This is a genomic window from Variovorax ureilyticus, assembly GCF_037889935.1.
GTDB lineage: Bacteria > Pseudomonadota > Gammaproteobacteria > Burkholderiales > Burkholderiaceae_C > Variovorax > Variovorax ureilyticus.
The window spans coordinates 230,121-252,009 of the sequence record NZ_JBBKZU010000010.1; the positions used below are offsets into that span (position 1 = coordinate 230,121).

A 21,889-nucleotide genomic window follows, 5' to 3' on the forward strand; every position below is an offset into this window, starting at 1 on the left:
AGGCCGGATTATCATTCAGCGAACACGGCGAGCGCCGCCCTCCCCCCGGGTTCTCACTCAAATCCATGCCCATTTCCTACCGCTCCATTTCGCGCACCCTGCAGCGCGGCTTCACGCTGATCGAACTGATGGTGGTGCTGGTCATCATCGGCGTGCTCGCCGCGCTGATCGTTCCCAACGTCATCGAACGCGCGGATGACGCACGCGTGACCGCGGCCAAGACCGACATCAACAACCTGATGCAGGCGCTCAAGCTCTACCGGCTCGACAACCAGCGTTACCCGACCGGGGAGCAAGGGCTGCAGGCACTGGTCGCCCGCCCGACAGCGGGTCCGGCGGCGCCCAACTGGAAGCCCTATATCGACAAGCTGCCCAACGACCCCTGGGGCCATCCCTACCAGTACATGAATCCGGGCATCAAGGGCGAGGTCGACGTACTCTCGCTCGGCGCCGACGGACAGCCCGGCGGCGAGGGCAAGAATGCCGACATCGGCAGTTGGCAGTAGGCGCGGCTGGCGACCCTTCCAGCGGACACGCCGCGCGGGCCGCGGGTTCACGCTGCTCGAGCTGCTGGTCGTGATCGCGATCATCGCGGTCGCCACCGCGGGCGTGAGCTTCGCGATGCGCGATTCCGCCCAGGCCGCGCTCGATCGAGAAGCGGAAAGGCTCGCGGCTCTGCTCGAATCGGCGCGTGCGCAATCGCGTGCAAGCGGCATCGTCGTGCGCTGGCGACCGACGCCCGAAGGTCCCGGCAGCTTCGCCTTCGACGGACTGCCGGTCGGCACGCTGCCGAACGTGTGGCTGACCGAAGGCATCGCGGCCCAGCCGATGACGGCGGGCCGGGTGGCGGTGTCGGCGCTGCAGCTCGGGCCCGATCCGATCATCGCGTCCCAACAGGTGCTGCTGACATCCGAGACGCTCCCCAATCGCAGCCTCATCGTCGGCACCGATGGCCTGCGACCGTTCACGGTGATGACGCCATGAAGCGCGTGCGCCAAGTCGGCTTCACGCTGATCGAGGTGCTGGTCGCGCTGGGCATCGTCGCGATCGCGCTCGCTGCCGGCACGCAGGCGAGCATGGCGCTCACGCGCAATGCACAGCGCCAGTCCGATGTGATGCTGGCCCAGATCTGCGCCGAGAACGAGCTCATCAAGACCCGGCTCGCCAAGCAGTTGCCTGCAGTCGGGGACGCGGGCTCCACCTGCGTGCAGGCAGAAGCCACATTCGGCGTCACCGTCTCGACCACCGCCACGCTGAACCCCAACTTCCGCCGCGTGGACGTGCAGGTCGTGGATGTGGACCAGGCGCCGGTGCTCAGAATCTCGACCGTCGTGGGGCGCTACTGATGCGTCGCGCGCGCGGCTTCACGCTCATCGAGCTGCTGGTCGCGATCGCGGTCATGTCGATGCTCGCGATCATGAGCTGGCGCGGCCTCGACGGCATGGCCCGCGCACAGGCAGTGAACCGCGAGCGCGGGGATGCGGTGCTCACGCTGCAGACCGCCCTGACCCAATGGGGCGCCGACCTCGATGCCACGGTGGCGCTTTCGCGGATCAGTGCCATCGACTGGGATGGCCGCGTACTGCGCATGACCCGCCGAAGCACCGACGGCGACACGCCGCGCATCCATGTCGTGGCCTGGACGCTGCTGACGGACCCGGCGACCGGCACGCGGTGGCGCCGCTGGCAGTCGCCGGGCTTCACCACCCAGCCCGAGTGGCAGCAGGCATGGGATCGCGCAGCGGCATGGGCGCAGGGCAGTTCCACCGATGCCGGCGATGCCCAAGTCGACCTGCTGCCGGTCGCCGAATGGCGCGTCTACTACTTCCGCAACGACGCCTGGAGCCCCGCGGTCAGCGCCGAGGCGCTCGGCGCCAGCACGCCCTTGCCCGATGGGGTCAGGCTGGTCATCAGCATTCCCTCTGGCGCATCGCTGTCAGGCACGATCACGCGCGACTGGGTGCGCCCTTCCGTCACGGTGCCCAAATCATGAAGCGAACCCAGCACGGCGCGGCCCTGTTGACCGCCATGCTCACCGTGACGCTGGTCGCGACCTTCGCGGCGGCCGCGCTCTGGCAACAATGGCGCTCCACGGAAGTCGAAGGAGCAGAGCGGGCGCGCGTGCAGTCAGGCTGGATCCTGATCGGGGCGCTGGACTGGTCGCGGCTGATCCTGCGCGAAGACGCGCGCGCCAGCTCCGCATCCGGTGGCGCGGACCATCTCGCCGAACCGTGGGCCGTCCCGCTGGCCGAGGCGAAGCTGTCGAGTTTCCTGGCTGCCGACAAGAACATCTCCAGCGACGCGCTCGAGGGGCTGCCGGATGCCTTTCTTTCAGGCCAGATCATCGACGCGCAATCCAAGCTCAACGTGATGAACCTGGTCGACGGCGGCAAGCCAGTGGAATCGGCCGTCACCGCCTTCACCAAGCTCTTCCAGTTGCTGGACCTGCCGGCTGGCGAGGTCAACGTGCTGGTCAGCAACCTGCAGCGCGCGTTGCCTCCGGCCGCGACCACGAGCACCAGCAGCGCGACACCCGGCAGCACCGCGACCACGACAACGGGAACGACTTCGACCACCTCGACCGGCTCGACTTCCACGACGTCGACGACCGGCGCGACCGGCACCACGGCCGCGAGCAACAGCCCGGGCACTGGGCCCCTGATGCCGCAGCACACCTACCAGCTGGTCTGGCTCGGCCTGTCGTCGTCGACCGCGGCGGCGCTCGAGCCGTACGTCACGGTGCTTCCGGTGAAAACTCCGCTCAACCTCAACACCGCCAGCGCCGAGGCGATCTACGCGAGCGCGCCCAAGCTCGACATGGCCAGCGCCAAGCGGCTGGTCGAACGCCGCGCCCGGAGCTATTTCCGAAGCCCGGCCGATGCCAGCGCGCTGGTCCAGGAAAGCTCCACGCAGTTCACCGACACGAACCAGTACAGCGTGGCCACCAGCTACTTCGAAGTACAGGCCCGCCTGCGACTCGACAACGCCTGGGTCGAGGAGCGAACCCTGCTCCAGAGAGACAACCTCGATGTCCGCATCGTGTGGCGGGAGCGTGGCGCCGGAGCCACGGTCCTGCCGCCGAAATCCTGACGGCTGAGTTGAACTGACGTTGATTGGGTCAAGAATATTTGCAACGCCCGCAGCTCCTGTATGGGATGCTATCAAATTTGTAGCGGAAATTGTCGTCCCGCCCCTACAATGACGACCCTCTTTCTCCTTCTATATCCGTGCTGCTTGTAACTATTCCTCTCACATCCGGTTCGGCGCCCGCCGAATACGGCTGGGCGGACTGGTCCAGCGACGGCCGCAAGCTGCAAGCCCAGGGGACGGCGCCCGCGGCCCTCTTGCCGTCGAGCGATGAAATAGTGCTCGGGGTGCCCAATGGGGCACTTTCCTGGCATCGGGTCACGCTGCCGCAAGGCAGCATGAGCGGCGGGGCCCGCGTGCGCTCCGTGCTCAACGGCCTGCTCGAGGACCATCTTCTCGACGACCCCGAATCCCTGCATTTCGCGCTGGAGCCCGGCGCCAGCGTGGGCGCCCCGATCTGGGTGGCGGCATGCAACCGGACCTGGCTGCGCAGCGCCGTCCAGGCGCTGGAGGCGGCCGGCCGCCGTGTCACGCGCATCGTTCCCGAATTCACCCCTGCGCCCGTCGATGGTCCCTCGATGCTGTTCGTCATCGGCGAGCCCGATGCGGCGGTCTGCGTGATCACCGGTCCGGACGGCGTCGCGACGCTGCCCTTCGACAGCACGGGCCTCGCAGTGGCGGGCACGCTTCCGCCCGGCACCAGCGCGCTGGCCGAGCCCGCGGTCTCCGAGCTGGCTGAAAGCGTCCTCGGCCAGCGGGTGCCGATCGTCAAACCGGCGGAACGTTGGCTGCGCGCCAGTGCGTCGCCCTGGGACCTCGCGCAATTCGACCTCGCCTCCACCGGACGCGCCCGCGCGAGCAAGAAGCTCGCGGCAATTTCGCGCGAACTCTGGCGCGGCCGCCGGTGGCGCGCGGCGCGTTGGGGTGCGCTGGTGCTGGTGCTGGCGCAGCTCGCCGGTCTCAACGCATGGGCCTGGAGGGAACGCAGCGCGGTCGAAGCCAAGCGCGCTGCGGTGCGCAACGTGCTCACGCAGACCTTTCCCTCGGTGCAGATCGTGGTCGACGCGCCGGTCCAGATGGCGCGCGAGGTCGCGGCGCTGCAGCAGGCGACTGGGGGCGTCACCGCCGCGGACTTCGAACCCATGCTGGGCGCGCTCTCAGCCAGCCTGCCGCGCGGGCGCGTGCCGACGGCCATCGATTTCAGCGGCGGGCAGCTTCGCCTGCGCGGCCTTGGTTTGCAGCCTTCGGAGCTGGCCAGCGTGACCTCGGCACTGTCTTCGCGCGGCTACAGCGCGCGCAGCGAGGGTGATCTCCTGCTCGTGCAGGCGGAGGCAACGCGATGAAGTGGACCCAGACCCTCGAAGCCCGCTGGCAGGCTTGGTGGCCTGAGCTCGGCGCGCGCGAACAGCGGCTGGTCATCGCCGCCGGCGTGTTCGTGGCGGTCGCCCTGTTCTGGTGGATCGGTCTCGCGCCGGCACTGCGCACGCTGTCTTCCGCCCCTGCCGAACACGCGCAGCTCGACGCGCAACTGCAGAACATGACGAACCTGCAGAAGCAGGCCAAGGCCCTGCAATCGCAACCGCGCGCAAGCCGCGACGACGCCATGCGCAGTCTCGAAACCTCGGTGCGCGAGGACCTGCGCGGCGCCGGGCAGTTGCAATCCGCCGGCGTCGGCGAAGGCGCGACCATCGCGGTGCGCGGCGCATCGGCCGAAACGCTGGCGCAATGGTTTGCGCAGGTGCGCAGCAATGCACGCGCGGTGCCGCGCGAGGTCCACCTGACGCGCAACACGCAGCAGGGCGGCAAGCCGCCGGGCACCACGGGTTCCGGGGGCGCCGAGCCTTCGGGCTCGCGCTGGGATGGCACCCTCGTCATGAGCCTGCCGGCTCGCTGACCATGGCCGCACGACGCCTCGCCCCCAACTTCGACGGCGCCTCCGGCTGGCGCTGGGCGGCGCTCGGCGGGCTGGTCGGGGTCGCGTTCGCCCTCGCTTTCTTCGCACCGGCGCGCTGGCTGGCGGCCGGGCTCTCCCAGTGGAGCAACGGTCACCTGAAGCTGGTCAACGCACGCGGGACGGTCTGGACCGGCACGGCGGGACTCGTGTTCTCGAGCGGCGCGGGCGGCGCCGAGGCGATCTCGCTGCCGGGCACGCTCGGCTGGACGCTGCGCCCGCGCTGGGACGGCGTCACCGCCGCGCTCGACATCCCGTGCTGCGCCGCGAAGCCGCTGGAGTTCAGCGCACGGCCTCGCCCGGGCGGGCTCGAACTCGCATGGCGCGACGGTCAGTCGCGCTGGCCCGCCGCGCTGCTGACCGGCTTTGGCGCCCCCTGGAACACGCTCAAGCTCGACGGCACCATGGACGTCTCGATGCAGGCCTTCAGCCTGCGCTGGAACGGCCCTCAACTCGCACTCGCGGGCCGCGCCGTGCTCGACGCGACCGACATTTCGTCCAGTCTCTCGACCCTGAAGCCCATGGGCAGCTACCGGGTGGCCCTCGAAGGCGGCCCGTCGCCGAGCCTGCTCCTGACGACCCGCGAAGGCAGCGGCCTGCAGCTCAGCGGCAGCGGCCGATGGAACGGCAGTGCGCTGCACTTCGACGGCGAGGCCAGCGCAGCGCCGGGACGGGAAGACGCACTGTCGAATCTGTTGAACATCATCGGGCGGCGCGAAGGCGCACGTTCGCTCATCACACTGGGATGATCATGAAGAAGCCCAAGACTTCGTACGGTGCGCGCATCGGCACCATCGCGCTCGCCGCACAGATGCTGGTCGGCGCGTGCATCCCGTCGGCCTTCGCGCAAGACCTTCCGCGGCGGGGCGAGCCGATCACCCTGAACTTCACCAACGCCGAGATCGAGTCTGTCGCCCGCACGATGGCGGTGGTCACCGGCCGCGACGTGGTGGTCGATCCGCGCGTGAAGGGCACCGTGACGCTGCAGACCGATCGCGCGATCCTGCCGGAGGCGGCGTTCAACCAGTTCGCCGCCGCGCTGCGGCTGCAGGGCTTCGCGGTCGTGCAGGCCGAGGGGCTTTACAAGATCGTGCCCGAGGCCGATGCCAAGCTGCAGAGCACCACGGTGTCCGCGGCCACGCCCGTCACGTCGAGCGTGAGCGGCAACCAGATCGTCACGCAGATCTTCCGGCTCAACTACGAGTCGGCCAACAACCTGCTGCCGGTGCTGCGCCCGCTGATCGCGCCGAACAACACGATCAACGTGAACCCTGGCAACAACTCGCTGATCATCACCGACTACGCCGAGAACATGCGCCGGCTGGCGCGCATCATCGCCTCGCTCGATTTGCCGAATGCATCGGACATCGAGGTGATTCAGCTCAAGCATTCGGTCGCGACGGACCTGGCGCCGCTCGTGACCCGGCTCGTCGAAGGCAGCTCGGGTACGGCCGGCGCGCCGGGTGCCGCCCCGGGCACTACCGACGCGTCGTTCCGGACCACGCTGCTGGCCGAGCCGCGCAGCAACTCGCTGATCCTGCGCGCCGCCAACCCGGCAAGGGCGCAACTGGTCCGCACGCTGGTCGAGAAGCTCGACCGCCCCCCAACGGACAACGGCAACGGCGCCGCGGGCAATGTGTACGTGGTCTATCTGAAGAACGCCGACGCGGTGAAGCTCGCGGCGACGCTGCGCGCGGCCATCGCCGCGCAGGGAGGCGATCGAAGCGCCGGCGCCAGCAGCGTGACCCCGGTCACCGGCGGGAACCAGCCTGCGGCGCAGCTCAATGCGGCGCAGGGAACCTCCGGGGCTTCGACGCAGGCGACCGCGCCGGTGAACAACGCGAACCAGCCATCGACCGGCGGCCAGATCCAGGCCGACCCCTCGACGAACTCGCTGATCATCACCGCCGCCGAGCCCCAGTACCGCCAGTTGCGCGCCGTCATCGACAAGCTCGACGGCCGCCGCGCGCAGGTCATGATCGAGGCCCTGATCATCGAGGTCAGCGCCACGCGGGCGGCCGAGTTCGGCGTCCAGTGGCAAACGGCGGTCGGCAACCGCGGCGTGATCGGCACCAACTCCAGCCTGACGGGCGCGAACATCCTGGCGCTGACCGCGGCGCTCGCGGGCGGCACCACGTCGGCGCTGACCACGCTGGGCACGGGCATGAACATCGGCATCGGACGCCAGACCTCCAGCGGCTTCGTGATCAATGCGATCGCCAACTTCCTCGCCCAGAACAAGGAAGGCAACCTGCTGTCGAAGCCGAATCTGCTGACCCTCGACAACGAGGAGGCAAAAATCGTGATCGGCCAGAACGTCCCCTTCGTCACCGGCCAGTTCACGAACACGGGCGCCTCGAACGGCTCGGTCAATCCGTTCCAGACCATCGAGCGCAAGGACGTCGGCCTCACTTTGCGCGTGCGCCCCCAGATCAACGAAAACGGCACCATCAAGATGGTCGTCTTCCAGGAAACGTCGACGGTGCAGGCGGGCACCGAGAACGCGCTCAACGGCCCGACCACCAACAAGCGGTCGATCGAATCGAGCGTGCTGGTCGAGGACGGCGGCCTCGTGATGCTCGGCGGCTTGCTGTCGGACAACTACAGCAACAATCTGGAGAAGATTCCTCTCGCCGGCGACATCCCGGTGCTGGGGAATCTCTTCAAGAACGAGACCCGCTCACGCGAGAAGGTCAACCTGATGATGTTCCTGCGCCCCGTCGTGGTTCGGGACGGCGCCACCACCGACGCCCTGGCCTACGACCGCTACCAGATGATCCAAAGCGCCCAGCAGCAAGTGCAGCCCGAAGGCGGCAACGTGATGCTCAACAACGTGCCCGAGTCCGGCGTCATACCGCCGGTGCCGGTTCGCCCGACGAGCAGCAGCAGTAGCAGCGGCGGGATCGAGGGGACGGTGCTCATTCCGCCGCCCACGCCGACGTCGACGCGGCTCGCACCGTCGCCGCTCAGGGGCGCCCTGCCGGCGACGTCCGACCCAGCGAGCTCGCGCGAACTGCCGTAACGAAGGCGAAGTTCCGATGCGCTACCCACTTCCCTACGCTTTCGCGCGCAGCCAGCAGTTGCTGCTCGAAGAAACGGATGACGGCAACCTGACGCTCTGGATGCCGACGGTGCCGCCACGCAGCGCGCTCGGCGAGGTGCTGCGCAAGTTCCAGGTGAAGAGCTTCGAGCCGCTCCCGCCGGACCAGCTCGCCAAGCGCATCAGCGCCGCCTATGCGCAGGGCGAATCCAATGCCGCCGCGGTGGTGAGCGAAGTGCAAAGCGACGCCGACCTGTCGCGCATGATGCAGGAGCTGCCCGCGGTCGAGGACTTGCTCGAATCGGCCGGCGACGCGCCGATCATCCGGATGCTCAACGCGCTGCTCACGCAGGCGGCGCGTGATGGCGCGAGCGATATCCACATCGAGCCCTACGAGCGGACGTCTTCGGTGCGCTTTCGCATCGACGGCACGCTGCGCGAGGTGGTTGAGCCCAACCGCGCGCTGCACGCGGCGCTGATCTCGCGTCTGAAGATCATGGCCGACCTCGACATCTCCGAGAAGCGCCTGCCGCAGGACGGCCGCATCAGCCTGCGCATCGGCACGCGGGCGGTGGATGTGCGGGTCTCGACCCTCCCTTCGGCACACGGCGAGCGCGCGGTGCTGCGTCTGCTCGACAAGTCCGAGAACAAGCTCACGCTCGAATCGGTCGGCATGCAGGGCGACACGCGCGCCCGCTTCGAGCACCTGATCGGGCAGCCGCACGGCATCGTCCTCGTGACCGGGCCGACCGGCTCGGGCAAGACGACGACGCTGTACGCCGCGCTCGGCCAGCTCGATGCCAGCAGCAGCAACATCATGACGGTGGAAGACCCGATCGAGTACGAGCTGCCCGGCGTCGGCCAGACGCAGGTCAACGCGAAGATCGACCTGACCTTCGCCAAGGCGCTGCGCGCCATCCTGCGGCAGGACCCGGACGTGATCATGATCGGCGAGATCCGCGATTTCGAGACCGCGCAGATCGCGATCCAGGCATCGCTCACCGGCCACCTCGTGTTCGCCACGCTGCACACCAACGACTCTGTCAGCGCGGTGACCCGGCTGACCGACATGGGCGTCGAGCCCTTCCTCCTGAGTTCTTCGCTGCTCGGCGTTCTCGCGCAGCGTCTGGTGCGCAAGCTCTGTCCCGTGTGCTCTGCGCCCGGCCCCGGCGGCGGCGAGGCCGTGCCCGTCGGATGCGACGCCTGCGGCCAGACCGGCTACCAGGGCCGCACCGGCATCTTCGAGCTGCTGGTGGCGGACGACACGGTGCAATCGCTGATCCACAACCGCGCGCCCGAAAGCCAGATCTTCGTGGCAGCCGAGCGCGGCGGCCTGCGATCGATGCGCGAGGACGGCGAGCGGCTGGTCAAGGCCGGCATCACCTCGCGCGCCGAGTTGCTCCGGGTCACCCGCGAGTAGCTCAATCCGCCACGACGAGGTTCTTGGTCTGCGGGTCGGTCACGATCTCGCGCACCCTGCCAGCCTTGTCGAAGACGACCTGGTATTCGGCGAAGCTGCTGATCCACATGCGCCAGATCTCGGCATCGAGCTTCGGGTTCTCGCTGCTGATCGGCCAGCCGACCGCCATCGCGACCTGTTCTCGCGTCATGCCTTTGGTCACGCGCGCTTCCTTGATGGCGGCCTGGATCTTCGGCGGGAAGGTCGCGATCTTGGCGGCCGGGTCTTCCTGCACCACCCAGCGCTGGGCGAAGCCGCCCAGGTCGATGTCGCGGCTGTAGTCGTTGCCGATGTCCTGCTTGCCGCCGTTGACCTCGATGTGCACCCGGTAGCGGCCGTAGCCCGTGACCTTCACCGGCGTGCCGACGGGAATGATGCGCTTACCACTTTCGGCATAGTTGCTGTCGCTGGCCCAGCTTCCGTCGGTGCGCAGGTTGCAGCACAGGTAGCCGCTGAAGGTGGGTTGCGCCCAGGCGGGAACGGCGAGCGCGCCGAGCAGAGTTGCAACGACGGCGATATGGCGGATCGGCATGATGAACTCCTCCGATGGGTATTGCCCCGACAATGCGGGCTCGCGCATTCTGCAACCCGTCCCCCATGCCTGCCTATTCCTTCGAAGCCATAGACCAACAGGGACAGCCCCGCAAGGGCGTACTGGAGGCCGACACCGCCCGCAGCGCGCGCGGCATGCTGCGCGCCCAGTCGCTGATCCCGCTCGCGGTGACGGTGGTCGGCAGCGCCGAAGGCGGCGCACCGGCCGCCGGCGGCTGGAACCGCGTGATCGGCGGCGGCCGGATCTTCAACTCGACCACGCTGGCCGTCTGGACGCGCCAGCTCGCCGGGCTGGTCTCGTCGGGGCTGCCGCTCGAACGCGCGCTGACCGCGCTCACCGACGAGGCGGAGAACGAGGCGCAGCGCAACCTCGTCGCTTCGCTGCGCGCCGAAGTCAACGCGGGCTCGCCCTTCGGCCGTGCACTCTCGCAGCATCCCCGTGAGTTCTCTCCGATCTACACCGCAGTGATCGGCGCCGGCGAGCAGAGCGGCAACCTCGGGCTGGTGCTCGAACGCCTCGCGGACGACCTCGAGCAGCGGCAGGCCCTGCAGCAGAAGCTGGTCGGCGCCGCGCTGTACCCGGCGATCGTGACCATGGTCGCGATCGTCATCGTCGTCTTCCTCGTGAGCTACGTGGTGCCGCAAGTGGCGAACGTGTTCGCGGGGACCAAGCGTGCCCTGCCGATCCTCACCGTCGCCATGTTGGCGATCAGCGACTTCGTACGCAACTATGGGTGGTTGATGCTGGGCGTGATCGTCCTCGCGGCGCTCGGTGCGCGGGTCGCACTTTCGCGTGCCGCATTGCGCGAGAAGTTCGACGCGGCCTGGCTCAACCTGCCGCTGGTCGGCAAGCTCTCGCGCGGCTATAACGCCGCGCGCTTCGCGAGCACGCTCGCGATGCTGGCCACGGCCGGGGTGCCCATCCTTCGCGCGCTGCAGGCGGCGTCCGAAACGCTGGGCAACCGCGCCATGCGCGCCGATGCGCTCGATGCGCTGGTGCTGGTGCGCGAGGGCGCGCCGCTCGCATCGGCGCTGGCGCAGAAGAAGCGCTTCCCGGGCATCGTCTCGATGTTCGCGCGGCTCGGCGAACAGACTGGCACGCTGCCGCTGATGCTTCAGCGCGCGGCCAATCAGCTCGGCGCCGAAGTGCAGCGCCGCGCCATGCATCTCGCAACGATCCTCGAACCGCTGCTGATCGTCGCCATGGGCGGCGTCGTGATGCTGATCGTGCTCGCCGTGCTCATGCCGATCATCCAGCTCAACCAGTTCGTCAAATGAAGCACACCCCCGGGCTCGCGCACTTCGTGTCGCTCTCCACCCCCTTGCAGGGGGCGCAGCCAGCGGACCGGCAGAGCCAGTTCCGCGGCGCCCCCCGCGAAGAGCAGCGCGAAGCATTGCGAGCCATACCAGGAATACCGCGGAACCGGCTTTGCCGGGCCGCTGGTATTGCCCCCGGTCGAGGGGTGGCGGCTACACGAAGTGAGCAAGCCTGGGGGCGAGTGTGGTAACCCTCGAGGACAAACTCGTCGTCGCGATCTCCTCGCGCGCCCTTTTCAACCTCGAGGAGGAAAACCGCATCTTCGAATCGGGCGACGATGCCGGCTACATGAAGCTGCAGCTCGAAAGGCTGGACGTCCCGGCGCAACCGGGCATCGCCTACTCGCTGGTGCGCAAGCTGCTGCGCTTCAACGACGATGGCGTGCAGCGCGTCGAGGTGGTGATCCTCTCGCGCAACGATCCGGTGTCGGGCATGCGCGTGTTCCGCTCGGGCGTGGCGAACGGGATCACGCTGCAGCGCGGCGTGTTCACGCAGGGCCGCCCGCCCTTCGGCTATCTGCGGCCGCTGCGTGCGCACCTCTTCCTCTCGGTGAATGCCGATGACGTGCGCGAGGCGCTGCGCGCGGGCTTCCCGGCCGCCCGCGTGCTGGTCGAATCGGTGCATGCGAGCGATGCCTATCCGAACGAAGTGCGAATTGCCTTCGACGGCGATGCAGTGCTCTTCAGCGACGAGGCGGAGCGCGTCTTCCAGTCGCAGGGCCTGGACGCCTTCCAGCTTCACGAATCGAGCAAGGCGCAGATGCCCCTTCCGGAAGGCCCGTTCAAGCCGCTGCTCGCCGCGCTGCACCGGCTGCAGCAGGCCAGCAATCCGGCGATGCGCATCCGCACCGCGCTCGTCACGGCGCGCAGCGCGCCGGCGCACGAGCGCGCCATCCGCACGCTGATGGACTGGAACATCAAGGTCGACGAGGCGATGTTCCTCGGCGGCCTGCCCAAGGGCGAGTTCCTGCGCGAGTTCGAGCCCGACTTCTTCTTCGACGACCAGACCGGCCACGTCGACGCGGCCGCGCGGCATGTGCCGGCCGGCCACGTTGCGAGCGGCATCAGCAACGAGCGTTGATCGCGCCGCAGCACACGCCTTCACGGGAGGGAATGACATGAACGCACCCCCTCGCACTCTCATCCTTCGCCATGCCGACGTGCTGGTCACCATGGACGCCGACCGCCGCGAGATCCCGGACGGTGCTGTGGTCGCCGATGGCCCGGCCATCACCTGGGTCGGCGCCACGTCCGAGCTGCCGGCCGTCCATGCCGATGCCGCGCGCGAGGGCCGCGCCGACGTGTTCGACCTGCGCGGGCACGTGGTGATGCCCGGCCTCGTCAACACGCATCACCACATGTACCAGAGCCTGACGCGCGCGGTGCCCGAAGCGCAGGACGCCGAGCTTTTCGGCTGGCTCACCAACCTCTACCTGCTGTGGGCGCGCATCACCCCCGAGATGATCCGCGTCTCGACCCGGACCGCGATGGCCGAGTTGATGCTCTCCGGGTGCACCACCACGAGCGATCACCTGTACCTCTTCCCGAACGGCGCGCGGCTCGACGACTCGATCGAGGCGGCCGAGGCGATGGGCATGCGCTTCCACGCGTCCCGCGGGAGCATGAGCGTCGGCCGCAGCCTCGGCGGCCTGCCGCCCGACGAGGTGGTCGAGACGGAAGACGCCATCCTGCGCGACAGCGAACGCCTGATCGATCGTTGGCACGACCCTTCGCGCCACGCGATGCGGCGCATCGTGCTGGCCCCGTGTTCGCCGTTCTCCGTCTCGCGCGACCTGATGCGCCTGGCGGCAGAGCTGGCGCGCGAACGCGGCGTCTCGCTGCACACGCACCTGGCCGAGAACGACAACGACATCGCGTACTCGCGCGAGAAGTTCGGCATGACGCCGGCCGAATATGCCGAGGACCTCGGCTGGGTCGGCCATGACGTGTGGCATGCGCACTGCGTGAAGCTCGACGCGGCCGGCATCGCGCTTTTCGGCCGCACGGGGACCGGCGTCGCCCACTGCCCCTGCTCCAACATGCGCCTCGCCTCGGGCATCGCGCCGATCGGTGCGATGCGCCGCGCCGGCGTGCCGGTGGGCCTCGGCGTGGACGGCAGTGCGTCGAACGACGGCGCGCACATGCTCGGCGAGGCGCGGCAGGCCATGCTGCTGCAGCGCGTCGGCTTCGGGCCTTCAGCGATGACGGCGCGCGAGGCGCTGGAGATCGCGACGCTCGGCGGCGCGCGCGTGCTTGGCCGCGACGACATCGGCGCGCTCGCGCCGGGGATGGCGGCCGACATCGTGGCGTTCGACATGAATGGCGTCGCGCACGCCGGTGCGGGCCACGATCCCGTCGCGGCCCTGGTGTTCTGCCAGCCGGGCGGGGTCGCGCTGAGCGTGATCAACGGGCGCGTGCGCATTCGCGACGGCCGCTTCGACGATGTCGAGCTCGCACCGCTCCTGGCGCGGCATCGCGATCTGGCGCGCACGCTGTACGAGCGGGCGCGGCATCCGCACACGGCCTGAAGCATCCTTTTTCAGCGGTGCTTAAGACTGGGGCGCTGCAGGGGGGTAGCATGAAAGCAACGCGCCTTCCCGGCGCGCTTACATGCCCACGCAATGAATTCTCCTGACGGCTCCAAGAACCTCCTTGCCACCCTGCGTCGCATCGGTGCACTGACCGCGCCCTACTTCCGCTCGGAAGAGAAATGGACCGCCCGCGCGCTTCTCGCAGCGATCGTCGCGCTCAACCTCGGCACGGTCTACATGCTGGTGCTCAACAACGAGTGGTACGCACGCTTCTACGATGCCCTGCAGAACAAGGACCAGGCCGTCTTCTGGCGCGAGATCATCTTCTTCTGCTGGATCGCCGCCGGGTACATCGCCATCGCGATCCTGAAGTTCTATCTGACGCAGTTGCTGCAACTGCGCTGGCGGGCGTGGATGACGCGAAGTTATCTCGCGCGCTGGATGGCGGACCACACCTTCTATCACCTGGAACTCGCGCGCTACGGGCAGAAGGACGGCCAGTCGCCCGACAACCCCGACCAGCGCATCCAGGAAGACATGCAGCTCTTCACCGACTACACGATGACGCTGTCCATGGGCCTGCTCAACGCCGTGGTCACGCTGGTGAGCTTCATCGGCATCCTGTGGGGACTGAGCGGCGTCACCTCCGTCTCGCTGTTCGGCAACACCTACACCGTGCCGGGCTCCATGGTGTGGATCGCACTGGCCTATTGCGCGGCGGGCACGATCATCACGCACTACATCGGCCGTCCGCTGATCGGCCTCAACTACCAGCAGCAGCGCTTCGAAGCCGATTTCCGTCACCACCTCGTGCGGGTGCGCGAATACAGCGAAGCCATTGCGCTCGACCGCGGGGAGCAGGTCGAGCATGAGCAACTCAAGCTGCGCTTCGGTTCGGTGCTCAGGAACTACCTGCAGCTGATCACGAAGCAGAAGAACCTCGTGGCGTTCACCGCATCGTTCGGGCAGGCCTCGGTGATCTTCGCGTTCATCGTGCAGGCGCCGCGCTTCTTCAGCGGCGCGATCCAGCTCGGACAACTCATGCAGGTCAACTCCGCGTTCGGCCGCGTGCAGGATTCGCTGAGCTGGTTCGTCGACAACTACGACCGTGTCGCGGTATGGCGCGCCACCGCCGATCGTCTCACCAGCTTCGAGGCGGCGATGCGCGCGCATGCGAGCGAGACGAGCGCGCTCGAGCGCACGCCGGCGGTGAGCGGCGAAGGCCTCCAGGCCGCCGACGTCAGCGTCACGCTGCCCGACGGCGTGCCGCTGATCCAGGGCGCGGCGCTCGCGGTCCAGCCCGGCGACAGCGTGCTGCTGCAGGGCCCCTCGGGCAGCGGCAAGTCGACGCTGTTCCGCGCCTTCGCGGGCATCTGGCCGTTCGCGAACGGCCGTGTCTCGATACCGGCGAACGCGATGTTCATTCCGCAGCGGCCTTATGTGCCGAACGGCCGCCTGCGCGATGCGCTTGCCTATCCGCAGCCGGCGAGCGCCTATACCGACACGCAGCTCGTACAGGCCTTGAAGGAAGCGATGCTGCCCGACCTGGCGACACGCCTGGACGACAGCGATGCCTGGAGCCAGAAGCTCTCCGGCGGCGAACAGCAACGGCTCGCGATCGCGCGCGTGCTGCTGCGCAAGCCGGCATGGGTCTTCGCCGACGAGGCCACGAGCGCACTGGATGCCGAGACCGAAGAGACGCTGTATCACCGCCTCACGTCGGGCGTGAAGGCCGCGGGCGGCGCGATCGTGTCGATCGCGCATCGCGCCTCGGTCGGCGCCTTCCACGACAGGCGCTGGACGCTGGTACCCGAATCGAACGGCTCGGCCGCCCGCTACAGGGTCGAGGCGATGTAGCGCTCCCAGCCGCGGGCGCGCAGCTCGCAGGCCGGGCAGTTGCCACAGCCGTAGCCCCAGCCGTGGCGCTGGGCGCGGTCGCCGAGATAGCAGGTGTGCGTGTCCTCGACGATGAGATCGACCAGCGCCGGGCCGCCGATGCGATGAGCCATCTCCCAGGTGGCGGCCTTGTCGATCCACATCAGCGGCGTTTCGATCAGGAGCCGCCGGTCCATGCCGAGCGACAGCGCGAGCTGCATCGCCTTCATGGTGTCGTCGCGGCAATCCGGGTAGCCGGAGAAATCGGTCTCGCACACGCCGGTCGCGATCACGTCGAGGCCGCGCCGGTACGCCAGCGCGCCGGCGAGCGTGAGGAACAGCAGGTTGCGCCCCGGCACGAAGGTGTTCGGCAAGCCGTTGGCCTGCATCTCGAAGGCAATGTCCTGCGTCAGCGATGACGCGCTGATCTGCCCCAGCACGTCGACCGTGAGCAGGTGGTCCTCACCCAGACGTGCGTCCCAGCGCGGGAAGCGCTCGCGCAATTGCTCCAGCACCCGGAGGCGCACATCGAGCTCGATGCGATGACGCTGGCCATAGTCGAAGCCCACCGTTTCGACACGCTCGTACTTGTCGAGCGCTGCCGCGAGGCAAGTGGTCGAATCCTGCCCCCCTGAGAACAGGACAAGTGCGGAGGTATGCATGGTGATCTTCGTTCCCTGAAAGGGCGCGAGTTTGGCACCATCCAGCGGCGCGTGTCGAACGTCGGCTCAGCAGTCGCGTTACAGGAAACGTTCCAGCAGCTTGCGGGAGGGGCGATCCAGCGCCTTGACGTCCGGGATGCGGAACTGCAGCCCGTGCGCGCTCGCGATCAGCAGCGCACCGTGGTCCAGCCGGCGGATGTCTTCCTCGGCCTTGAGCACGAAGCTGGTTTCGCCGCGATCGGTGCTCACGTTCCACGTGCTCGGCACGCCGAAGCTCGACACCTTGTGCAGCTTGAGCAGCGTCGGTGCGAAGTCGCGCGCCACCAGGTCCTGATTCAGCAGCTCGCGCATCGGCGTAGGCAGGTCCGCAATCTTGTCGATCCACTCGAGCTCGCGCCCGTCCGGCCCCACCAGCGAAATGCCGTGGTCCGGCGCCGTCAGCGGAAAGGCGCGCACCGGCACGACGCCCGCGTGATGCCCACCCTCGGCATCGGTCAGCACGAGGCGCCCGAAGGCATCGCGTTCCAGTTGAAAGTCGATCATGCGTCCCCCGCCGGATGGGCTGCGTGTGCGCCGAGCGCAACGGCCACGGCGCTGCGTTCGGCCGCCGCGCCCGCGCTTTCCTCTTCGTCGGCCTGCCGCAATTGCGCCTGGTAGAGCCGCCAGTAGGCGCCCTGCTTTTCCATGAGCGCGTCGTGCGGGCCCACTTCGACGATCTCGCCGCGATCCATCACGACGAGGCGATCGGCCTTGCGCAGCGTGGACAGCCGGTGCGCGATCGCAATGGTGGTGCGGCCCTTCACGAGGTTGTCGAGCGCCTTCTGGATTTCCTTCTCGGTCTCGGTGTCGACCGCCGAGGTGGCCTCGTCGAGGATCAGGATGCGCGGGTCGATGAGCAGAGCGCGCGCGATGCTGATGCGCTGCCGCTCGCCACCCGAGAGCCCCTGGCCGCGCTCGCCGACCAGCGAGTCGTAGCCATGCGGCAGGCGCAGGATGAAGTCGTGCGCATGCGCCGCGCGCGCCGCCGCCACGATCTCCTCGCGTGTCGCATCGGGCTTGCCGTAGGCGATGTTCTGGGCGATCGTGCCGAAGAAGAGGAAAGGCTCCTGCAGCACCAGCCCGACGTGCCGGCGGTAGTCGGCCACCGCGAAGCGGCGGATGTCCGTGCCGTCGACCTTGATCGCGCCATCGGTCACGTCGTAGAAGCGGCAGATCAGGTTGACCAGGGTGCTCTTGCCCGAGCCGCTGTGGCCAACGAGGCCGATCATCTCGCCCGGCTCGATCACGAGATCGAGGTCGCGGATCACGGCGCGGCTGCCGTAACGGAAGCCGACATCGGACATCTCGATGCGGCCCTGCACCCGCTCGACCTGCACCGGGTTCGTGGGCTCGGGCACGTTGCTCACATGGTCCAGGATGTCGAAGATCCGCTTGGCGCCGGCGGCCGCCTTCTGCGTGACCGAGACGATGCGGCTCATCGAATCGAGGCGCGTATAGAAGCGGCCGATGTAGGCGATGAACGCCGTGAGCACACCGACCGTGATGCTGCCGCGCGCCACCTGCCAGATGCCGAATGCCCAGACCACGAGCAGCCCGACTTCGGTGAGCAGCGACACGCTCGGCGTGAAGAGCGACCAGGTCTTGTTGAGCTTGTCGTTGACCTGCAGGTTGTAGGTGTTGGCCGCGCGGAAGCGGTCGGATTCGCGCTGCTCCTGCGCAAAGGCTTTCACCACGCGGATGCCGGGAATGGTGTCGGCGAGCACGTTGGTGACCTCGCTCCACACCCGGTCGATCTTCTCGAAGCCGGTGCGCAGCTTGTCGCGCACCACGTGGATCATCCAGGCGATGAAGGGCAGCGGCACCAGCGTGACGATCGCCAGCAGCGGGTTGATCGAGAACAGGATGACCGCCGTCATCGTGATCATCAGCACGTCGGTGAGGAAGTCGAGCGCATGCAGCGACAGGAAGACGTTGATGCGGTCGGTTTCGGAGCCGATGCGCGCCATCAGGTCCCCGGTGCGCTTGCCGCCGAAGTAATCCAGGGGCAACGTCAGCAAGTGTTCGTAAGTTGTGGTGCGCAGGTCGGCGCCGATGCGTTCGGACACCAGCGCCAGCAGGTAGGTGCGCGCCCATCCCAGCGCCCAGCCGACGAGCGCTGCGGCCAGCAGCGCGCTCAGGAACACCACCACCTTGTGGACAGCGATCTGCTGCCCGTTCTGGAACGGGATCAGGATGTCGTCCATCAGCGGGATGGTCAGGTAGGGCGGGACCAGCGTGGCGGCGGTCGAGGCCAGCGTCAGCAGGAACCCGGTGATCAGCTGCTTGCGATAGGGCTTGGCGAAGCGGCCGAGCCGCAGCAGCACCCAGGTCGAGGGCGGGGTCTGGAGTTCGGATTCGCCCGCCCCGTCGTCCCCGTCGACCCCCGGCAGTGTCACTTGCGCGACACGCTCCGCATGCTGCTCGAAGAGCTTCTGCACCTTCAGCGCGGCGGCCTGGTGCGCCAGCGTGTACCGCCACCGGGCGAGCCGGCCCTTGTCGTCCAGCAGGTCCAGCGTGCCGATGCCCGCATGGTCGGAAAGTTGCAACTCCAGCCCTTCTGCGGGGAGCGCCCATTCGAACCAGGCGCCTCCCGGATCGCGCACGAGCAGGCGCCGATCGGTCAGCGCGAGCAGCCCGGATGCAAACCGAAGTTCCTCGTCAAGGTCAACCGGCAGCGTCGCCAGAACGTTTTCCGCGGGTATGAGCCGGCTTTCCAGCGCCGCTGAAGCCTCCTCAGATTCGCCCCCCGGGGTGCCGACTGGATCGTGATGTTGCATTGTGTTTCTGTATCTCCGGCCCGCTGCCGGACCCTTCATGGCGCCCAGGACCTGTTTCCGAGGGCGCCGATTCTGACCGATCGCCATGGGCGCTTCTGAAGGCGCCGCAGTGCTCGGCCAAAGCACATCGAACGTTTTCATGACCCGTTTCGACGACATCCGACTGCTGCGCATCAACTATTTGCGCGGCCCGAACCTCTGGACCTACCGACCCGTGCTGGAAGTCTGGCTCGATCTCGGCCGGCTGGAGGAGCATCCATCCAACACGATCCCCGGCTTCACCGACCGGCTCACGGCCCTGTTGCCGGCGCTGATCGAGCACCACTGCGGCGTCGGCGAGCGCGGCGGCTTCATCCAGCGCCTGACCGAAGGCACCTGGGCCGGCCACGTGCTCGAACACGTGGTGATCGAGCTCCTGAACCTCGCCGGCATGCCGACCGGCTTCGGGCAAACCCGGAGCACCTCGGAGCACGGCGTCTACCGCATGGTCTTCCGCGCGCGTGACGAGCAGGTCGCCCGCGTCGCGCTGGCCGAAGGCCACAGGCTGCTGATGGCCGCGATCAACAACGATCCGTTCGGCGCACCCGACGTGCAGAAGGCGGTCGACGCGGTCAAGGCCAAGGTCGAGGACTGCTACCTCGGCCCGAGCACCGCCTGCATCGTGGGCGCGGCCACCGACCGCGGCATCCCGCACATGCGCCTGAACGACGGCAACCTCGTGCAACTCGGCTACGGCGCCAACCAGCAGCGCATCTGGACCGCCGAGACCGACTACACCAGCGCGATCGGCGAATCGATCGCCAGCGACAAGGAACTGACCAAGTCCCTGCTCGCGAGCTGCGGCGTGCCGGTGCCCGAAGGCCAGGTGGTCGCCGACGCCGAGGAAGCCTGGGAAGCGGCCGAGGACATCGGTCTGCCGGTGGTGGTCAAGCCATCGGACGCCAATCATGGGCGGGGCGTCTCGCTCGAACTGAACACGCGCGAGGAAGTCATGGCCGCCTTCGCGGTCGCCGAGCCGGAAGGCAGCGACGTGATGGTCGAGCGCTTCATCCGCGGATCCGAACACCGCCTGCTGGTGGTCGGCGGCCAGGTGGTCGCGGCCGCGCGGGGCGAAATCATCACGGTGAGCGGCGACGGCCGCTCCACCGTTGCGGAACTGATCGACAGCCAGCTGAACAGCGACCCCCGCCGCGGTGCGGAAGAGGAATACCCGCTGGACGTCATCATTCTCGAGACCGACGCCAAGCTGCAGCTCGAACTCAAGCGCCAGGACCTGGGCGGCAACTCGGTGCCTGCCGCCGGCCGCGTCGTCACGATCCAGCGCAACGGCAACATGTCGATCGACTGCACCGACCAGGTCCATCCTGAAGTCGCGCATGCGGCCGTGCTGGCCGCGCGCGTGGTCGGCCTCGACATCGCGGGCATCGATCTCGTGGCGCAGGACATCGCGCGGCCGCTGCACCTGCAGGGCGGCGCGATCGTCGAAGTCAACGCAGGCCCCGGCCTGCTGATGCACCTGAAGCCGGCGGTCGGCTCGCCGCGTCCGGTGGGCCGCGCGATCTGCGACCACCTCTTCCCGGACGACGCGCCGGGACGCATCCCCGTCGTCGGCGTCGCCGGCTCGCGCGACACCGCGGTGCTGTCCCGCCTCGTCGCCTGGCTGATCGGTCTCGGCGGCCGCCACACCGGCCTCGCCTGCCGCGACGGGCTTTTCCTCGAACGCCGCCGCGTCGACGCGCGCGACAGCGCCAATTGGGAAGCCGGCCATCGCCTGCTGGTCAACCGCGCCGTGCAGGCGGTCGTCATCGAGAACGGCGCCGAGACCATCCTGCGCGACGGCCTGGCCTACGACCGCTGCGAAGTCGGCATCGTGACCGACCTCGAGGGCTACGAGGCGCTCTCCGAATTCGACATCATCGAGAGTGACCAGATGGTCAAGGTGCTGCGCACGCAGGTCGACGTGGTGCTGCCCGAAGGGACCGCCGTGCTCAATGCGGCCGATCCGCGCGTCGCAGGACTGGCCCCGCTGTGCGACGGCGGCGTGATCTTCTACTCGACCGACCCGCAGGCCGAAGCGCTCGCCAGGCACCAGGCCGACGGCGGCAAGGCCGTGCTGATCCGCCAGGACCGCGTGGTGCTCGCCAACGGTTCCAGCGAATCCTTCCTGCCCGGTCTGGGCCGCCTGACGATCTGGCGCGCCACGCATGCCGGCGTCAGCCTCGAAAGCCTGCTCGCGGCAGTGGCCGCCGGCTGGGCGATGGGCATTCCCCTGAACCTGATCGGTGCCGGCGTCGAAGCCTTCGAAGCCGACCTGCAGGCAGCGCTCGCGTCCTTGCAGCTCTCGCAGACGCTGCTGTCCCCCGAACAACAATTCGCCTAGAAATGGAGCACACCCCCAGGCTCGCGCACTTCGTGTCGCTCTCCACCCCCTTGCAGGGGGCAATCCCGGCGGCCCGGCAAAGCCGGTTCCGCGGGATTCCCCGCAGCCTGATGGAGGCGCCGCGCGTCTCTTTGTGGGAGCAGTCGCGGAACCGGCTTTGCCGGGCCGCTGACTGCGCCCCCTTGAGGGGGGAGGCGGCTACGCGAAGCGAGCAAGCAA

Annotated in this window: 19 protein-coding genes; 15 read left to right on the plus strand and 4 right to left on the minus strand. The window is 68.3% G+C overall.

Going from position 1 to position 21,889, the window contains the following annotated elements; translation table 11 throughout:
* Positions 1-65: 65 nt before the first annotated feature.
* The 10 genes from gspG to gspE all read left to right on the plus strand — a co-directional run bounded on the left by gspG (position 66) and on the right by gspE (position 9,498).
* Positions 66-506 (plus strand): type II secretion system major pseudopilin GspG, encoded by a 441-nt coding sequence (gspG, locus tag WKW77_RS22725; RefSeq protein WP_340359139.1) that lies wholly within the window; start codon positions 66-68, stop codon positions 504-506.
* On the plus strand, positions 481-984 hold the full coding sequence (locus WKW77_RS22730; protein ID WP_340359140.1) for a pilus assembly FimT family protein: 504 nt from the start codon (positions 481-483) through the stop codon (positions 982-984). Before gspG ends, WKW77_RS22730 begins: the two co-directional genes overlap by 26 nt.
* Entirely contained in the window at positions 981-1,346 is a 366-nt protein-coding gene (gene gspI, locus WKW77_RS22735; RefSeq protein ID WP_340359141.1) for a type II secretion system minor pseudopilin GspI, read from the plus strand. The genes WKW77_RS22730 and gspI overlap by 4 nt, the downstream gene beginning before the upstream one ends.
* Positions 1,346-1,993, plus strand: coding sequence for a PulJ/GspJ family protein (locus WKW77_RS22740; protein ID WP_340359142.1), 648 nt, complete (start codon positions 1,346-1,348; stop codon positions 1,991-1,993). Before gspI ends, WKW77_RS22740 begins: the two co-directional genes overlap by 1 nt.
* A complete protein-coding gene (gene gspK, locus WKW77_RS22745) occupies positions 1,990-3,090 on the plus strand; it encodes a type II secretion system minor pseudopilin GspK (RefSeq protein ID WP_340359143.1) in 1,101 nt (366 codons plus the stop codon). The genes WKW77_RS22740 and gspK overlap by 4 nt, the downstream gene beginning before the upstream one ends.
* Before the next feature lie 137 nt (positions 3,091-3,227).
* Entirely contained in the window at positions 3,228-4,430 is a 1,203-nt protein-coding gene (gspL, locus tag WKW77_RS22750; protein WP_340359144.1) for a type II secretion system protein GspL, read from the plus strand.
* Positions 4,427-4,981 carry a type II secretion system protein GspM gene (gspM, locus tag WKW77_RS22755; RefSeq protein ID WP_340359145.1) on the plus strand — a complete coding sequence of 185 codons (555 nt, stop codon included), beginning with the start codon at positions 4,427-4,429 and terminating at the stop codon, positions 4,979-4,981. Before gspL ends, gspM begins: the two co-directional genes overlap by 4 nt.
* Before the next feature lie 2 nt (positions 4,982-4,983).
* Positions 4,984-5,787, plus strand: coding sequence for a type II secretion system protein N (gspN, locus tag WKW77_RS22760; RefSeq protein WP_340359146.1), 804 nt, complete (start codon positions 4,984-4,986; stop codon positions 5,785-5,787).
* The gene (gene gspD / locus WKW77_RS22765; protein WP_422823247.1) at positions 5,784-8,060 is read left to right on the plus strand and encodes a type II secretion system secretin GspD; all 2,277 of its coding nucleotides are present in this window, start codon (positions 5,784-5,786) and stop codon (positions 8,058-8,060) included. Before gspN ends, gspD begins: the two co-directional genes overlap by 4 nt.
* Before the next feature lie 16 nt (positions 8,061-8,076).
* Positions 8,077-9,498, plus strand: a complete 1,422-nt coding sequence (gspE, locus tag WKW77_RS22770; RefSeq protein WP_340359148.1) for a type II secretion system ATPase GspE — start codon at positions 8,077-8,079, stop codon at positions 9,496-9,498.
* A gap of 1 nt (position 9,499) precedes the next feature.
* Here the strand turns inward: gspE and WKW77_RS22775 are convergent, their stop codons facing one another.
* Positions 9,500-10,069, minus strand: coding sequence for a hypothetical protein (locus tag WKW77_RS22775; RefSeq protein ID WP_340359149.1), 570 nt, complete (start codon positions 10,067-10,069; stop codon positions 9,500-9,502).
* A 65-nt stretch (positions 10,070-10,134) separates the two neighbouring features.
* On the opposite strand from WKW77_RS22775, the gene gspF reads away from it, so the two are divergent.
* From gspF to WKW77_RS22795, 4 genes are all read left to right on the plus strand, one after another.
* Positions 10,135-11,367, plus strand: a complete 1,233-nt coding sequence (gspF, locus tag WKW77_RS22780) for a type II secretion system inner membrane protein GspF (protein ID WP_340359150.1) — start codon at positions 10,135-10,137, stop codon at positions 11,365-11,367.
* 223 nt (positions 11,368-11,590) lie between these two features.
* Positions 11,591-12,487 carry a 5'-nucleotidase gene (locus WKW77_RS22785; protein ID WP_340359151.1) on the plus strand — a complete coding sequence of 299 codons (897 nt, stop codon included), beginning with the start codon at positions 11,591-11,593 and terminating at the stop codon, positions 12,485-12,487.
* A gap of 37 nt (positions 12,488-12,524) precedes the next feature.
* A complete protein-coding gene (locus WKW77_RS22790) occupies positions 12,525-13,934 on the plus strand; it encodes an 8-oxoguanine deaminase (RefSeq protein WP_340359152.1) in 1,410 nt (469 codons plus the stop codon).
* A 93-nt stretch (positions 13,935-14,027) separates the two neighbouring features.
* The gene (locus WKW77_RS22795; protein WP_340359153.1) at positions 14,028-15,794 is read left to right on the plus strand and encodes an ABC transporter ATP-binding protein/permease; all 1,767 of its coding nucleotides are present in this window, start codon (positions 14,028-14,030) and stop codon (positions 15,792-15,794) included.
* Here the strand turns inward: WKW77_RS22795 and queC are convergent.
* From queC to WKW77_RS22810, 3 genes are all read right to left on the minus strand, one after another.
* Positions 15,773-16,474: a 7-cyano-7-deazaguanine synthase QueC gene (queC, locus tag WKW77_RS22800; protein WP_340359154.1), complete on the minus strand. Its 702-nt coding sequence runs from the start codon at positions 16,472-16,474 to the stop codon at positions 15,773-15,775. The two genes, WKW77_RS22795 and queC, sit on opposite strands and share 22 nt — an antisense overlap.
* 78 nt (positions 16,475-16,552) lie before the next feature.
* Entirely contained in the window at positions 16,553-17,017 is a 465-nt protein-coding gene (locus WKW77_RS22805) for a cyanophycin metabolism-associated DUF1854 family protein (RefSeq protein ID WP_340359155.1), read from the minus strand.
* Positions 17,014-19,290, minus strand: coding sequence for a cyanophycin metabolism-associated ABC transporter (locus tag WKW77_RS22810; protein WP_340359156.1), 2,277 nt, complete (start codon positions 19,288-19,290; stop codon positions 17,014-17,016). The genes WKW77_RS22805 and WKW77_RS22810 overlap by 4 nt, the downstream gene beginning before the upstream one ends.
* Positions 19,291-19,429: 139 nt before the next feature.
* On the opposite strand from WKW77_RS22810, the gene WKW77_RS22815 reads away from it, so the two are divergent.
* On the plus strand, positions 19,430-21,670 hold the full coding sequence (locus tag WKW77_RS22815; RefSeq protein ID WP_340359157.1) for a cyanophycin synthetase: 2,241 nt from the start codon (positions 19,430-19,432) through the stop codon (positions 21,668-21,670).
* The last annotated feature ends 219 nt before the right edge of the window (positions 21,671-21,889 follow it).

Bases quoted from the DNA above. Each gene is read 5' to 3' on its own strand.
- WKW77_RS22795 (WP_340359153.1), top strand. From the start codon at position 14,028: ATGAATTCTCCTGACGGCTCCAAGAACCTCCTTGCCACCCTGCGTCGC.
- WKW77_RS22775 (WP_340359149.1), bottom strand. From the start codon at position 10,069: ATGCCGATCCGCCATATCGCCGTCGTTGCAACTCTGCTCGGCGCGCTC.
- gspE (WP_340359148.1), top strand. From the start codon at position 8,077: ATGCGCTACCCACTTCCCTACGCTTTCGCGCGCAGCCAGCAGTTGCTG.
- gspD (WP_422823247.1), top strand. From the start codon at position 5,784: ATGATCATGAAGAAGCCCAAGACTTCGTACGGTGCGCGCATCGGCACC.
- gspI (WP_340359141.1), top strand. From the start codon at position 981: ATGAAGCGCGTGCGCCAAGTCGGCTTCACGCTGATCGAGGTGCTGGTC.
- WKW77_RS22810 (WP_340359156.1), bottom strand. From the start codon at position 19,290: ATGCAACATCACGATCCAGTCGGCACCCCGGGGGGCGAATCTGAGGAG.
- gspM (WP_340359145.1), top strand. From the start codon at position 4,427: ATGAAGTGGACCCAGACCCTCGAAGCCCGCTGGCAGGCTTGGTGGCCT.
- gspK (WP_340359143.1), top strand. From the start codon at position 1,990: ATGAAGCGAACCCAGCACGGCGCGGCCCTGTTGACCGCCATGCTCACC.
- gspF (WP_340359150.1), top strand. From the start codon at position 10,135: ATGCCTGCCTATTCCTTCGAAGCCATAGACCAACAGGGACAGCCCCGC.
- gspN (WP_340359146.1), top strand. From the start codon at position 4,984: ATGGCCGCACGACGCCTCGCCCCCAACTTCGACGGCGCCTCCGGCTGG.
- gspG (WP_340359139.1), top strand. From the start codon at position 66: ATGCCCATTTCCTACCGCTCCATTTCGCGCACCCTGCAGCGCGGCTTC.
- WKW77_RS22730 (WP_340359140.1), top strand. From the start codon at position 481: ATGCCGACATCGGCAGTTGGCAGTAGGCGCGGCTGGCGACCCTTCCAG.
- WKW77_RS22805 (WP_340359155.1), bottom strand. From the start codon at position 17,017: ATGATCGACTTTCAACTGGAACGCGATGCCTTCGGGCGCCTCGTGCTG.
- queC (WP_340359154.1), bottom strand. From the start codon at position 16,474: ATGCATACCTCCGCACTTGTCCTGTTCTCAGGGGGGCAGGATTCGACC.
- WKW77_RS22815 (WP_340359157.1), top strand. From the start codon at position 19,430: ATGACCCGTTTCGACGACATCCGACTGCTGCGCATCAACTATTTGCGC.
- WKW77_RS22790 (WP_340359152.1), top strand. From the start codon at position 12,525: ATGAACGCACCCCCTCGCACTCTCATCCTTCGCCATGCCGACGTGCTG.
- WKW77_RS22740 (WP_340359142.1), top strand. From the start codon at position 1,346: ATGCGTCGCGCGCGCGGCTTCACGCTCATCGAGCTGCTGGTCGCGATC.